Origin of the sequence: Flavobacterium hibernum (assembly GCF_000832125.1) — a bacterium.
GTDB classification, from domain to species: Bacteria; Bacteroidota; Bacteroidia; order Flavobacteriales; family Flavobacteriaceae; genus Flavobacterium; species Flavobacterium hibernum.
The window spans coordinates 47324-61708 of the sequence record NZ_JPRK01000006.1; the positions used below are offsets into that span (position 1 = coordinate 47324).

Annotated in this window: 14 protein-coding genes; 8 read left to right on the forward strand and 6 right to left on the reverse strand. The window is 32.1% G+C overall.

Annotated elements, in window-relative coordinates:
- The first annotated feature begins 83 nt into the window (after nucleotides 1–83).
- The gene (gene murA / locus IW18_RS06840) at nucleotides 84–1397 is read left to right on the forward strand and encodes a UDP-N-acetylglucosamine 1-carboxyvinyltransferase (RefSeq protein WP_041516849.1); all 1314 of its coding nucleotides are present in this window, start codon (nucleotides 84–86) and stop codon (nucleotides 1395–1397) included.
- Nucleotides 1398–1543: 146 nt separating this feature from the next.
- Entirely contained in the window at nucleotides 1544–2422 is an 879-nt protein-coding gene (locus IW18_RS06845; protein WP_041516850.1) for a cation diffusion facilitator family transporter, read from the forward strand.
- Nucleotides 2423–2642: 220 nt separating this feature from the next.
- Here the strand turns inward: IW18_RS06845 and IW18_RS06850 are convergent, their stop codons facing one another.
- The 3 genes from IW18_RS06850 to IW18_RS06860 form a co-directional block, all read right to left on the reverse strand.
- Nucleotides 2643–5132, reverse strand: coding sequence for a DUF5686 and carboxypeptidase regulatory-like domain-containing protein (locus IW18_RS06850; protein WP_041516851.1), 2490 nt, complete (start codon nucleotides 5130–5132; stop codon nucleotides 2643–2645).
- A gap of 68 nt (nucleotides 5133–5200) precedes the next feature.
- Nucleotides 5201–5614, reverse strand: a complete 414-nt coding sequence (gene aroQ, locus IW18_RS06855) for a type II 3-dehydroquinate dehydratase (RefSeq protein ID WP_041516852.1) — start codon at nucleotides 5612–5614, stop codon at nucleotides 5201–5203.
- Between the two features lie 76 nt (nucleotides 5615–5690).
- The gene (locus tag IW18_RS06860; RefSeq protein WP_041516853.1) at nucleotides 5691–6254 is read right to left on the reverse strand and encodes a porin family protein; all 564 of its coding nucleotides are present in this window, start codon (nucleotides 6252–6254) and stop codon (nucleotides 5691–5693) included.
- A gap of 284 nt (nucleotides 6255–6538) precedes the next feature.
- On the opposite strand from IW18_RS06860, the gene IW18_RS06865 reads away from it, so the two are divergent.
- The 6 genes from IW18_RS06865 (at nucleotide 6539) to IW18_RS06890 (ending at nucleotide 11861) form a co-directional block, all read left to right on the forward strand.
- The gene (locus IW18_RS06865; protein WP_041516854.1) at nucleotides 6539–7039 is read left to right on the forward strand and encodes a hypothetical protein; all 501 of its coding nucleotides are present in this window, start codon (nucleotides 6539–6541) and stop codon (nucleotides 7037–7039) included.
- 206 nt (nucleotides 7040–7245) lie between these two features.
- Nucleotides 7246–7821: a porin family protein gene (locus IW18_RS06870; protein WP_041516933.1), complete on the forward strand. Its 576-nt coding sequence runs from the start codon at nucleotides 7246–7248 to the stop codon at nucleotides 7819–7821.
- A gap of 161 nt (nucleotides 7822–7982) precedes the next feature.
- Nucleotides 7983–8570 (forward strand): porin family protein, encoded by a 588-nt coding sequence (locus IW18_RS06875; protein ID WP_041516855.1) that lies wholly within the window; start codon nucleotides 7983–7985, stop codon nucleotides 8568–8570.
- Nucleotides 8571–8716: 146 nt separating this feature from the next.
- Nucleotides 8717–9223, forward strand: a complete 507-nt coding sequence (locus IW18_RS06880) for a hypothetical protein (protein WP_041516856.1) — start codon at nucleotides 8717–8719, stop codon at nucleotides 9221–9223.
- A gap of 78 nt (nucleotides 9224–9301) precedes the next feature.
- Nucleotides 9302–10198 carry a site-specific tyrosine recombinase XerD gene (xerD, locus tag IW18_RS06885; protein ID WP_041516857.1) on the forward strand — a complete coding sequence of 299 codons (897 nt, stop codon included), beginning with the start codon at nucleotides 9302–9304 and terminating at the stop codon, nucleotides 10196–10198.
- A gap of 214 nt (nucleotides 10199–10412) precedes the next feature.
- Nucleotides 10413–11861, forward strand: a complete 1449-nt coding sequence (locus IW18_RS06890; RefSeq protein ID WP_240475536.1) for a PAS domain-containing sensor histidine kinase — start codon at nucleotides 10413–10415, stop codon at nucleotides 11859–11861.
- 77 nt (nucleotides 11862–11938) lie between these two features.
- Here the strand turns inward: IW18_RS06890 and rny are convergent, their stop codons facing one another.
- The 3 genes from rny to IW18_RS06905 all read right to left on the reverse strand — a co-directional run bounded on the left by rny (nucleotide 11939) and on the right by IW18_RS06905 (nucleotide 14300).
- Nucleotides 11939–13501, reverse strand: coding sequence for a ribonuclease Y (rny, locus tag IW18_RS06895; RefSeq protein ID WP_041516859.1), 1563 nt, complete (start codon nucleotides 13499–13501; stop codon nucleotides 11939–11941).
- A 208-nt stretch (nucleotides 13502–13709) separates the two neighbouring features.
- Complete coding sequence (locus tag IW18_RS06900; RefSeq protein WP_041516860.1) at nucleotides 13710–14003, reverse strand: cell division protein ZapA; 294 nt, start codon at nucleotides 14001–14003, stop codon at nucleotides 13710–13712.
- 6 nt (nucleotides 14004–14009) lie between these two features.
- Nucleotides 14010–14300, reverse strand: coding sequence for a hypothetical protein (locus IW18_RS06905; protein ID WP_041516861.1), 291 nt, complete (start codon nucleotides 14298–14300; stop codon nucleotides 14010–14012).
- Nucleotides 14301–14385 lie beyond the last annotated feature (85 nt).

Below are 14385 nucleotides of genomic sequence, written 5' to 3' on the forward strand. Positions count from 1 at the left end.
CTAAGCTACTAAGATGCTAAGCTATTAAGATTTTTAGCTCAGAAATTTAGAACCTCAGGACCTCAGAACCTTAAAAAGAATATATGGGAGTTTTTAAAATCGAAGGAGGAATTCCTTTAAAAGGAGAAATCACTCCGCAAGGAGCAAAAAATGAGGCATTACAAATTTTGTGTGCCGTGCTTCTAACAGGAGAGAAAGTTAGAATTAATAATATTCCCGATATTATTGACATTAATAAATTAATCACGTTGTTGGGTAATTTAGGAGTGAAAATTCAGCGTAATGAACCGGGTTCGATTACGTTTCAAGCTGATGAGGTTAATGTTGGATATTTAGAAACCGAAGCTTTCAAAAAAGAAGGAGGAGCGCTTCGTGGTTCTATTATGATTGTTGGACCACTTTTAGCACGTTTCGGAAAAGGATATATTCCAAAACCGGGTGGAGATAAAATTGGCCGTCGTAGATTAGATACACATTTTGAAGGTTTTATTAACCTTGGAGCAAAATTTAGATACAATAGAGAAGATCATTTTTATGGAGTAGAATCTCCAAAAGAAGGATTAAAAGGTACAGATATGTTGCTTGATGAAGCATCAGTTACCGGAACAGCAAATATTGTAATGGCTGCTGTTTTAGCAAAAGGAACAACTACAGTTTACAATGCAGCTTGTGAGCCTTACTTGCAACAATTGTGTAAAATGTTGAACTCTATGGGAGCTAAAATTACCGGAGTTGGTTCAAATTTATTGACTATCGAAGGTGTTGATAGCCTTGGAGGTTGCGAACACAGAATTCTTCCGGATATGATCGAGATTGGTTCTTGGATTGGTCTTGCGGCTATGACAAAAAGCGAAATCACGATTAAAAATGTTAGTTGGGAAAACTTAGGATTGATTCCAAATACATTTAGAAAACTAGGAATTACAATCGAAAAACGTAACGACGATATCTACATTCCGGCTCATAAAGACGGATATGAAGTGAAAACTGATATCGATGGTTCTATTTTAACAATTGCCGATGCACCCTGGCCAGGCTTTACACCTGACTTATTGAGTATCGTTTTGGTTGTGGCAACACAAGCAAAAGGAGATGTGTTAATCCATCAAAAAATGTTCGAAAGCCGTTTGTTTTTCGTTGATAAATTAATCGATATGGGAGCAAAAATTATGTTATGTGATCCGCATAGAGCTGTAGTTATGGGGCATAATTTTGAATCTCAATTAAAAGCAACAACAATGTCATCTCCAGATATTCGTGCCGGAATTTCGTTATTGATTGCTGCGCTTTCTGCAAAAGGAACAAGTACAATTCAAAATATCGAGCAAATCGATCGTGGATACGAGCGTATCGACGAGCGTTTAAGAGCTATTGGAGCAAAAATCGTGAGAGCGTAAAAAAGTTAGCCGCGAATTACACAAATTACACTAATTTTTAATTTTTGAAATTCAATTACTCTAATTTAGTTTTAAAATTAGGGAAATAAAACACAAAGTTAGTATTTGTGTAATTTGTGAAATTTGTGGCGAAAAAAATAGTCTAAATGACAAATGAACAAAAAGCTATAAAAGCTACCTATTTTAGTATAGTTGGAAACACCTGCTTAGCCGTTGTAAAAGGCTTAGCAGGTTTTTTTGGCAATTCTTATGCCTTAATTGCAGATGCAATAGAATCGACTACAGACATATTTTCGTCATTTTTGGTCTTATTCGGAATTAAATATTCGAATAAACCAGCCGACGAAAATCATCCTTACGGTCACGGTCGGGCAGAACCTTTAATTACATTTTTGGTTGTTGGATTTTTAATTACTTCAGCAACTATTATCGGATATGAAAGTATTGCTAATATTCAGAATCCACACGATTTGCCAAAATCCTGGACTTTATATGTTTTGGGCGCTATTATTATTTGGAAAGAGTATTCTTTTCGATTAGTAATGAAACGTAGTAAACAAACCAATAGTTCTTCATTGGCGGCAGATGCATGGCATCATCGTAGTGATGCAATTACATCTGTAGCTGCGTTTATCGGGATTTCTATTGCATTAATAATGGGGAAAGGTTATGAATCTGCAGATGATTGGGCGGCGCTTTTTGCTGCTTTTTTTATCCTATATAATAGTTATAAAATTTTCAGACCGGCGCTTGGCGAAATTATGGATGAGAATTTGAATGATGATTTAGTAGAAGAAATCAGAATTACATCTTTAACAGTTGTAGGTATTTTAGGAACCGAAAAATGTTTTATACGTAAAGCGGGAATGAAATATCATGTCGATCTTCATGCTATTGTTTCGGCTCAGATTTCTGTAAAAGAAGGCCATGAATTATCACATAAATTGCAGGATAAATTAAAAGAAAAAATACCTCAATTGGGTAACGTTTTAATTCATATTGAACCGGATGATTATCACTCTTAGAGGTTCAAAGGTTCAAAGGTTCAAAGGTTCAAAGGTTCAAATGTGCTGAGGTTTTTATTTGAAATGTAAAAAAAACGAAAATCCGTTTATTCTTTTAGAGTAAACGGATTTTTTTTATAGGATATTTTTTTGTCTGGCTGAGCGAAGTCGAAGTTTCATGAGACGTTTCGACTTTGTCCCTCTGAACCTTTGAGCCTTTGTTCCTGAATACCTTAATACCTTAATCTAATACATTCAAAATCTTCAATCCAAGTACAACACCATTTTGCTGAATTCCGCCTTGATACGAATGAATATAATCGACTCTGAAAACTTTAAATTTTCCAAAACCTAAGTTATCTAAACCAATTGTAAATTCAGAATACGGTTTTCTGTCTGGAATTGCCAATGAGTGAAATCCGATATTCATAGTGGATTTTAAAAGATTCAAAAGCGGAATCTTATTCATGATAAATCCTGTATCATTATATTCAGAATGTATTTCAAGATAACGATCATTTGTGCTGTTAGAATAGTAAGGCATTAAGTTAAAAACATTCAAATAACGTTCGTTTGTTCCAATGTGAGTTTGGTTTCCATTAAAGTGTCTGTAATCGATAAATGAAATGTTTTCGGCATTAAAAAACTTTCCAGCTCTAAAATTCATTCCTAAAACACCTTTGTTTCCTAATGATACATCATATAGTACAGACGCGCCCAAACGTACGAATTCGTATTTTTTCTCGCTAGCCGCAAAAGCTTTTTCAAAAGCTAGAAAGATAATTGGGTATTTTTCATCTTTAATATTATATCTGCCGTCGGGTCTTGAAATGTATTTGTTTCCAAAGTTAATTCGGGCACTTATGGCGGCTTTAAACAAATGATGTTGGTTAAAAGCAGGATTTACATAATCGTCCGGAGCCAACGGATTATTAGACGAATATGTATCATCTCTTTTAAAGAAAGAATAGTCGGTCGTATTAAAAAGAGGTTTTCTTTGCTCGTAGGCTACTTTACCATTTAGATTTAAGCCATTCATAACGTTTTGTGAATAATTTACTTGAGCAAATTCTAAGTTGTACAATTTCATGTAATTGTCTTTAAAAAACAAAGAGCTTATTGAATTGATAAGTTTGCTTATTGGTTCTGCACTGTTAAACTGAGCGGTTTTTGTACCTCCAGTGGCCGAAATGGTGGCGTAATTTATATTATTGAACTTGTGGATAATTTGTCCGGTAACACGAAAACGCTCATCCGAAAATCCATAATTGAAAGTGGTACTTATCGAAGTACTTTTTCCTAGTTCTTCATCGGTTTTTTTAAATGAAAAACCAGAATCGAGATTAAAGCCCTGAACCGTATTGAAACTTAATGAAGTTACATTTAGTAATCCTTTATATTCAAAGGTTTCTTTTTTGAAAGTGTTTTTATGAGTGTATCCCATTAAAACATACCAAACTTTAAATTTGTTGTTTTTTGCATCGATCGAATCTGTATATTTTTGTGATTTTCTGATGGTTTGTAAGCTGTCTTTTTTAGTATAATCTGTACTTTCTTCAATAGTTAGAGGAATTGGACGAATTGAATTCCAGAAAGCATCATCTTTTTTATTGGCATTGGCTTCAAAAGCTACTATTTCATTTCCAAAAGTTTTTTTCGCGAAAGAATCAGGGAATTCATAGTTGGAATAAACGTAATTAAATTTTCCGGAGAATTTAATTCCAAAAATACCAGCATTAAAAGAAAGTGTCTGAGCATTTTTGGTCCAAATTTTATTTTTAGAATTGTAGCTAAAGCTCTGTTTTAGAGTCATTAATTCCGTAAATTCATTTTTCATTCGGTAACCTTTAATGTCTAAATCAATTGCATAAATGGCAAAACTGTCATCAAGGATATAAATGTAACCTTCAAAAACAGGTTCTTTATCGCGTTTAGGAGTTACTTTGATCTTGTAAATTTGTTGATTATTATCGTCATAAAAACTACCTTCGAGTTTATATTTATAGTAACTAAATGCATTATCGGCTATGGGCGAAATAAGTTTTACGTCAAAGTCTAGCGTATTTTCATAAAAATCATAAGTTGATAAAGTTGCTGTATTGTAGCTGTAGCCTTTGTTGTTTCCAGAGATTTTAGAAGCGATAATTTTCTCTTTTAATTTGTTTGGTTTTTCAAAAGCGATTTTCGAAATAGTTTCAGATAAATATAAAATTCCCGTTCCCGTTGAATCTAAATTAGATGACATATCGGCGCCAAGATCTATTTTTTGACCTAGAATTTTCTTGGGTAAATCCTTTACTTTAAAAATTCCTTTCGAATAAAAATCGGCAGTATAGCGTGCTGTTTTATCAGAGTTATCTTTTTTATTAGCGATAGCGCTTTTAATAATTGCATTCGCTGGATTGTTTTTAGGATCAATGATAACTTCATTTAATGCAAAGCTTTCTTCCAGAAGCTTGATGTCTAAAAGGATAATTTTTGAGTCTGGAGCAACCGCTGTTTTTTGAGTTTTAAACCCCAAATACTGAAAAACAATCTTGTTTTTACCAACCTCTTTTACATTAAGCTGATATTTTCCCTGTTCGTTTGAAGTTGTGCTGGTATAAGTGTTCTCTTCAAGGACAGAAACAAAAGGCAAGGGATTTCCTTTTTCGTCAGTAATAGTTCCTTTGATTTGAGCAAAGTTTGAAATAGAAAAAAATAAAAAGGCAAATAAAGTAAAGTTTTTCATAGAAGTGGCTTTCTACAAAAATAAAATAAGTTAAATCTGAGCTTATTAATTATTTGTTAAATAATACTTTACAAAAAAGATTGAATAGCTAATTCGTAGCTCTTTAATCCAAAGCCTAAAATTACGCCCTTTGCATTGCCGGATAAATACGATTGATGCCTAAAGCTTTCGCGTGCATAAGTGTTCGAAATATGAACTTCGATTACTGGAGTTGTTACAGCTTTCATCGCGTCGCCTAAACCTATTGAAGTATGAGTATAAGCACCTGCATTTAAAATAATTCCATCAAATGTAAAACCTACTTCTTGAATTTTTCCAATCAATTCGCCTTCAATATTACTTTGATAATATGAAAGTTCAATGTTTGGGAATTTCTGTTGCAACGTTTCAAAATAATCTTCAAAAGTTTGACTTCCGTAAACTTCAGGTTCTCTTTTTCCTAAGAGATTCAAATTAGGTCCGTTGATAATGCAGATTTTCATAAATGTAATTTTTGTAAAAATAAAAAAACCGTTCTAATTATTAGAACGGTTTTTTTAAAAGTATGTGATATATTTTTTAGAACAACATAATTCCAGCTGAAAGTTGGAATACAGAGTTTTTAAGATCAGCTTTAGAAGAAACTTCAGTTAATCCAAAACCGTAGCGACCTTGAATAAAGATGCCTTCAGTTATCTTTAAACCAAGTCCTGCATTAATTGCAAAGTCAAAAGTTTTAGGATCCTGAACATCAAATTCTTTCTTGTTGCTTACTAAAAATGATGCTTGTGGTCCTACCTCTAGACTTAAAGATTTTGTTACATATATTTTAGCCATCACCGGAATTGCAATATATCCTAATTCGTTTTTAAATTCTCCAAGTGCATTTTTGTACGAAGCACCTTGAGTAGAATATAAAAGCTCTGGTTGAATTGAAAATTTCTCTAACAATTTAACTTCGGCAATTAAACCTGCGTGATAGCTAGTAATACCATCTTTACTGTAATTTATTCCGCTAAAAGAAGCGTCTCCAGTTTGATTGGCAAAGTTTACTCCCGCTTTTACCCCCACTTTTAAAAATTGTGCTTGTATTGAAGCTGATGTTGCAATGAACATTACAGCTGCTAAAATTAATTTCTTCATAAAAATGTTTTTTTAAAATTTGGTATTTTAATGTTATTCAAAGTTCAAAACTACATATTTAGCATTTTATTGCATTATATTTTGGATTAAATAATTAATAAAATTCCCACTGAAATCTATTTTTTTGGATTAAAAACACTTTGATTTTCTTTTATAATGCTGATTATCAGATTTGTTTTTAGTCGTTTTTTTTTGTCTTATTTTATTATTTTATTAACTTTTTGTGGGTGAAATTTTGTAGGTATAATCTTAATTTTGAATAATTAATTATAATAAATTTTATCATGAAGAAAATTATTTTAGCAGTAATTGCGGTAATGGCATTTGGTTTTGCAAATGCTCAAGAACAAACAGCGAAAGGGAAATGGTTAATTGAAACTAATACTGGATTTGGTGCAACTCAAGTTGGTGCTACAGGTTTTCAATTATCATCTTCTGATGGGGAAACCACATGGAGTTTAGGCGCTGAAGGGGGATATTTTGTAGCGGATAATCTTGCTGTTAAGGTTGGATTAGGTTATAATGATCTTGGACACAGTTTAAATGCTTTTTCATATAAAGTAGGTGCGAAGTATTATTTACTAAATAAATTTCCTCTTGAAGCTTCTTATACTGGAGCAAGTGTAAAAAATGCTGATGCAGCTTCTTTTGTTGGGCTACAAGGTGGTTATGCTTTGTTTTTAGGAAAGAATATTTCAGTTGAGCCAGGTCTTCGTTACAATTTTTCTTTAAATGATTATGCAGACGTTTTTCAGTTTAACGTTGGTTTTGCATTACATTTTTAATTCCATTATTTAAGTTTTTTTTTCTGCCTTCCTAGATATCTAGGAAGGTTTTTTTTGTTTTATGTTTATGTTGTTGAAAATTAATTTGTTGGATTTTGCTAAAATGGATAAGTGTATACATTAGTACTTTTATTTATTTAGAAGTAAATCACTATTTAAGAAGAAAATTTTTATATTTGAGTATTATAAACCCAAAAAAAATTGTAATGAAAAGAATTATTTTAGCTGCTATAGCAGTAATGGCATTTGGATTTACGAATGCTCAGCAAACTAGATTTGGAATAAAAGGAGGTCTTAATATTACTAGTTTTGCCGGAGGGAATTATTATGACTCTAAATCTTTGGTTGGTTTTCAAGTAGGTGGCTTTGCCGAAATTAAAATTATCGAAAGATTATCTATTCAACCAGAGGTTTTGTACTCTACTCAAGGCGCTAAACAAGAAGTTGGTATGACTAATTTTGATTCTAAATTGGATTATATTAACATTCCTGTTTTGGCTAAATTTTATGTTACAAAACAGTTTACTGTAGAAGCGGGACCACAAATTGGATTTTTAGTGTCTGCAAAAAATAATGGTAATGATGCTAAGGATCTCTATAAATCTGCTGATACAGGTTTTAATTTTGGAGCCGGTTATAATTTTACAGACAATGTTTCTGTAGGTCTTCGTTATACAGTAGGTATCTCTAATATTGAAGATTATGATATTAATAATGTGCAACAATATTATGATAGCCCAAAAAATAGTGTTTTGGCGTTAACCTTAGGTTATAAATTTTAAAAGGTCTAAAATATATTTTTGAAAGCCTTCCAGAATTAAAGAAGTTTTTTTTGTTTAAATAAGACGTGACAAAGCCAAAATACATGGATAAACTTATTTTGTAGTGAATTTTTGTATTTGCATGAGTATATTCTCTGTTTTTTAATTTTAATTTTTAGGATATGAAAAATAATATTTTAACAATTGTCGCATGTATGGCATTTGGATTTGCGAATGCACAATCCGTTAGATTTGGTGTCAAAGCTGGAGTGAATATTTCAAACTTTACCGGTTATCAGGAAGATGTTAAATCTTTGACCGGATTTCATATTGGAGGTTTTACAGAATTAAAAGTTGCGAAAAAAATTGCTATTCAGCCTGAATTTTTGTTTTCTACACAAGGAACTACTATTGAAGGGTTTAATGGAGATTCGAATTCAAGTATTAAACTGAATTATTTAAATATTCCGGTTTTAGCTAAATATTATATCACAAATGCTTTTACCATCGAGGCGGGGCCACAAATTGGTTTTTTATTATCTGCTAAAAATCAAGGTGATGATATCCATGATTTCTATAAAACAATAGATTTTGGTCTCAACTTAGGTTGTGGATATGAATTTACAGATAATATTGCTTTAGGTGTGCGTTACACAATTGGCTTGACAAATGTTGCTGATAATAGCGATGTGCCTACAGACTATCCTGATTTCTATAACTTAAGCTTTAAAAATAGTAATTTTGCATTATCGTTAGCATATAAATTCTAATAATACTTAGCAGATTTTCTTTATAACCTTTCAAAATTTGAAAGGTTTTTTTATTCCTACAAAATATCTAATAAAAATAAAAATATTTTTTTATAAGTATGTTTTTATATTTGTAAGAATAAATTTAATCTAAGAACAAAAAAGAAATGAAGAAAATTATTTTATCCGTAATTGCGGTTATGGCATTTAGTTTTGCAAATGCTCAAGATGGGCATTTTAAAGTTGGAGTTCATACAGGTTTTGCTGTTGGCGAAGCTAGTGATGCTTTTTCTATGAATCTTGGTGCTGATGTTGCTTATCTTTGGAAAATATCAAACGAATTTTCTGCCGGAGCAACAACTGGTTATACAATGTACATTGGCAAAACATATACAGCTTATGTTGGACCTACGGCTTACATAATGATAAAAAGTGCTAATCAAGGTTTTGTTCCAGTTGCTGGAACTGCACAATATTCAATCACAGATAATTTGTTTGCTGGTTTAGACTTAGGATATGCAATTAATGTTAGTGGCGACTTAGATAGTGGAGTTTTGTATCAGCCAAAATTTGGTTATCAAAATAAAAAAATTGAAGTATATGCTGCTTTCAAAGGAATTGATACTAACGAAAGTCTAAATTCTTTTAATGTTGGCTTCAACTATAAATTTTAATTTTTGACGGTTTTATATATTAAACCTTCCAATAACTGGAAGGTTTTTTTGTGCTCAAAAATGTTTTACTTTGTAACTATGAATTGGAATAAATATATTAAGGATTATCAATCGTATTTGCGAATCGAAAGAGGTTTGTCTAAGAATACTATCGAAAACTATGGTTTCGATATTGAGCGATTGTGCCTTTTTTTAGATACAAATCAAATTGAGGTTTCGCCCATAAAAATTAGTGACGAGACTGTTCAGCAATTTATATATTCAGTTTCCAAAGAAGTTAATCCGCGTTCGCAAGCGCGCATTATTTCCGGGTTAAAAAGTTTTTTTAATTATTTAGTTTTTGAGGATTATAGAACTGATAATCCGTTAGAATTAATTGAAACTCCCAAAACCGGACGAAAGTTGCCTGATACTTTGGCTGTTCAGGAAATAGATTCTTTAATCGCTGCCATTGATTTAAGTACAAATGAAGGCGAACGCAATCGTGCTATGCTGGAAACTTTGTATGGTTGCGGATTGCGGGTTTCGGAGTTGGTTTCTCTTAAAATCTCAGATTTATTTTTTGAAGAAGGTTTTATAAAAATTCACGGAAAAGGAAATAAGGAAAGGTTTGTGCCAGTTGGAAAGCTGACTCAAAAATATATGGAGATTTATCAAAAAGAAGTTCGGGTAAATCTTACTATTAAAAAAGGATATGAAGATACCTTGTTTTTAAATAGAAGAGGAAATCAGCTTACAAGAGCTATGATTTTTACGATTATAAAAGATTTGGCTGTAAAAGTTAATTTGAATAAAAATATTAGTCCGCATACTTTAAGACATTCTTTTGCAACACATTTGTTAGAAAATGGAGCAGACTTAAGATCAATTCAGTTAATGCTTGGGCATGAATCGATTACAACAACAGAAATTTATGTACATCTGGATCGAAGTTTCTTAAAAGAAGTCATGCATTCTTTTCATCCACGTAAATAATTTTTTTGTTAGAGTTCTGATTTCTAATCAAAAATAATTATATTGTATGATATTTTCTATTAAAGGCAGATAAGATCGACAAACGACATTTTTTTCTTTCAAATGTTATTTGAATCATTCAATTTGAATAAATAAGTAATATATGGTTTTTGATTTATATGAAAATGAGGATTGCTTAGAGGTAAATAATTTTTATAAAAAATTATTTGCGGAAATGCCTGATTTGCTATTTCAGTTCGTTATTGATAATGATAACAATTATTCTTTTCCCTTAGTCAGCAAATCTGCCGATGAAATTTTTGAGCTCACATCAGAAATGTTCTCAAATGACATCAAACTAATTATTTACGAGCGAGTTTTTCCGCAAGATCGAGAGATGTTTTTTGAATCATTGGTGAAAGCTAAAAAGGAAATAGTGCCGTGGGAAATTGAGTTTAGAGCAGTTTTACCAAAAAAAGGTTTACGTTGGTTTAAAATTTCTTCAAAAACAGAATCGTCTCAAGATGGAAGTGTTAGTTTTTATGGTCATGTTTCTGATATTACAGAATTAAAAGACAAAGAAGAAAAACTACGAATTTCTGAAGAGCGTTTTCAGTTTGCACTTGACGCATCTACGGCTGGAATTTGGGACTGGGATATGGTTACTAATAATGTTTTCTACTCGTCACTATCGCTAAAAATACTAGAATTAGATTCGGCTGATATTTTTGATGATCCGGAACGTTGGGATAAAATTGTCCATCCTGATGATCTTCCAAAATACTATTCAGATATACAAGAGCATTTTGATAATAAGATTCCGTATTACGAAAATTATCATCGCGTGATGACTTCAAGCGGTAATTATAAATGGATTTTAGATCGTGGAAAAGTTATTAAAAGAGATGAAAACGGAAAGCCACTTCGTGTAATTGGTACTCATACTGATGTTTCTTTGCAAAAAGAAAAAGAATTAGAATTGTTGAAAACTATGAAATTATATAGTGAACAAAATAGCCGATTGGTTAATTTTTCTCATATCGTTTCACATAATTTAAATACTCAGGCAGGAAATATAAAATCTATTTTGGATTTTATTGATGCTGATATCGAAAAACAAACCGTTAGTGAAATGCTGGAACATTTGCGTACGGTTTCTAATGACTTGAATGATACGATTTCTAATTTGACGCAAATCGTAAAAACCCAAAGTAATATAAATATTGCTGTTGTTCCTTTGAAGCTTTGCGAATATATCGAGAAAACAATTTCGACTATTAAAGGTTATGATAAACAAAAGAATGTTACGATGGTAAATAATGTTCCGAAGTATTTAACCATTAATTTTAATCCGGCATATATGGAAAGTGTTTTATTGAATTTTGCGACAAATGCAATAAAATATGCACATCCTGATCGAGATCCTGTTATTGTTTTCGATTTTTCTATTGAACAAGATGGTCATAAGTCTTTAAAGATTACAGATAACGGTTTAGGTATTGATTTAAAGGTTTATGGTGAGTTATTATTCGGAATGTATAAAACATTTCATAAGCATCAGGAAGCTCGAGGAATTGGCTTGTATATCACCAGAAATCAAATTGAAGCTATGAAAGGGAGTATTTCTGTAGAAAGTGAAGTAGGAGTAGGAACGAGTTTTAAAATTACCTTTAATGACCTTTAAAAAATAATTAGAGACTACATAAAATAACAAAGGCTATCTTTTTAAGATAGCCCTTTGTTATTTATAAGGAAATGAGATTACTTAGCAATATTAACTGCTCTGGTTTCTCTAATTACTGTAACTTTTACCTGACCTGGATAAGTCATTTCGGTTTGTATTTTTTGTGAAATTTCGAAAGATAGGTTTGCAGCGTTATCGTCAGAAACTTTTTCGCTTTCTACAATTACACGTAGTTCTCTACCAGCCTGAATTGCGTATGCATTTTTTACACCGCTAAAACCGTAAGCAACTTCTTCAAGATCTTTCAAACGTTGAATGTATGAATCCAGAACCTGACGTCTTGCACCTGGTCTTGCACCTGAAATAGCATCACAAACCTGAACGATTGGAGAAAGTAATGATTTCATTTCAATCTCGTCGTGGTGAGCTCCAATTGCGTTACAAACTTCTTCTTTTTCGCCATATTTCTCAGCCCATTGCATCCCTAATAATGCGTGAGGTAAATCGCTTTCAGTATCTGGAACTTTACCAATATCGTGAAGTAAACCTGCTCTTTTAGCCAGTTTAACATTTAAGCCCAATTCGGCTGCCATGATACCACAAAGTTTAGAAACTTCTCTAGAGTGTTGTAATAAGTTTTGTCCGTAAGAAGAACGGTATTTCATTCTACCTACAACTTTAATTAATTCTGGGTGTAAACCGTGAATTCCTAAATCGATAACGGTACGTTTACCAACTTCGATAATTTCGTCGTCAATTTGTTTCGCTGTTTTAGCAACAACTTCTTCAATTCTTGCTGGGTGAATACGTCCGTCAGTTACTAATTTGTGCAATGACAAACGAGCGATTTCTCTACGAACAGGATCAAAACAAGAAAGAATGATAGCTTCCGGTGTGTCATCAACAATGATTTCAACTCCAGTTGCAGCTTCAAGAGCTCTAATGTTACGACCTTCACGGCCAATAATTCTACCTTTTACATCATCAGATTCAATATTGAAAACTGAAACGCAATTTTCAACTGCTTCCTCAGTTCCAACTCTTTGAATAGTGTTGATGATGATTTTTTTAGCTTCTTGTTGCGCAGTAAGTTTAGCCTCTTCAATAGTATCTTGAATATGAGACATGGCTTTGCTTTTAGCTTCGGCTTTTAAACCTTCAACTAATTGCTCTTTTGCTTCTTCTGCCGAAAGTCCGGAAATTACTTCAAGTTGTTGTAATTGACTTTTGTGTAATTTATCAACTTCAGTTTGTTTTTTGTCTAAAACCTCAATTTTATTATTGTATTCCTGAGTTTTAGATTCAAAATCGTCGTTTACTTTTTTAGCTTTCGAAAGTTCGTTTGAAACTTGAGATTCTTTGTCACGTACTCTTTTTTCTACTTCAGCTACTTTTTTGTCTCTCGCTAAAATAACTTGTTCGTGCTCTGATTTTAATTCGATAAAACGCTCTTTTGCTTGAAGGATTTTATCTTTTTTGATATTTTCGGCTTCTAGATTAGCATCTTTTAAAATTGAGGCTGCTTCTTTTTTAGCGTTTTTAATTAAATTAGAAATATTGCTTTTTTCGATAATTTTAGCAATTGCAAAACCTGCTGCAATCCCTACAATACCTGAAATAATGATCGTTATTATGTCCATGTTTGTTAAAATTTATATATAAAAAAAGCCTACATTAATTGCTTGAATAAACTCGTAAAGACAAGTTTTGAGCTAACTCACTGTTCAAGTTTCCCGGTCAAAGCTGGGCATACTATAGTAGCGACGATTTGCTCATTCTAAATTGTTAGTGTTGAGTTTACCAATTGTGAACTAATGTAGGCAGTATCTTAGTTTCTGTAAAGAACGTTTAATTTTCGAGATATTGATCTAATAGCGAATTTAATCTTTTAATTCTTTCAATGGTTTCTTCTCCATCGATTGCGTTATCAATTTGTTTTTGTTCTACTTGCGATGCAAATTGCAATGCACACATAGCCAGAACATCTTGTTTATCACGAACCGCGTAACTTTCTTCGAATTGCTTGATCATAGCATCAATTTTTTTAGAAGCACTTCTAAGTCCTTCTTCCTGAGTTGGTTCTACCGTTAATGGGTAAACTCTGTCTGCAATTGATATTTTAATTCTTAGCTTTCCGTCCATGTCTTTCTAATCTGATAGTTGTGCTATGCAGTAATCAATTTCGCGAATTAATGAATTTATTTTAAGCTTAGTCTCTCTCTTATTATTGTCGCTGCCGAGCAACGAATTGGCTATTTTTAGTGTTTCATATTGCTTCTTCAAAGCTTCCATTTCTTCAGATTGTTTCTGGATGGTTTGCGTAGCTTTGGCTAGTTCTAATCGTAAAACCTGATTGTTTTTCTCTAAGCTTTTTGACTTCTCAAAGAGCTTTTCGACTTTATATTCAAGAGTATCAATTATTTCGGCAATTACACTCATTATAAATCCTATTCATTACTTAATCATACAAAGTTAGTATTCCTTTTTATTAATGCAATTTTTTATCGATTTTTTTGCATTAAAA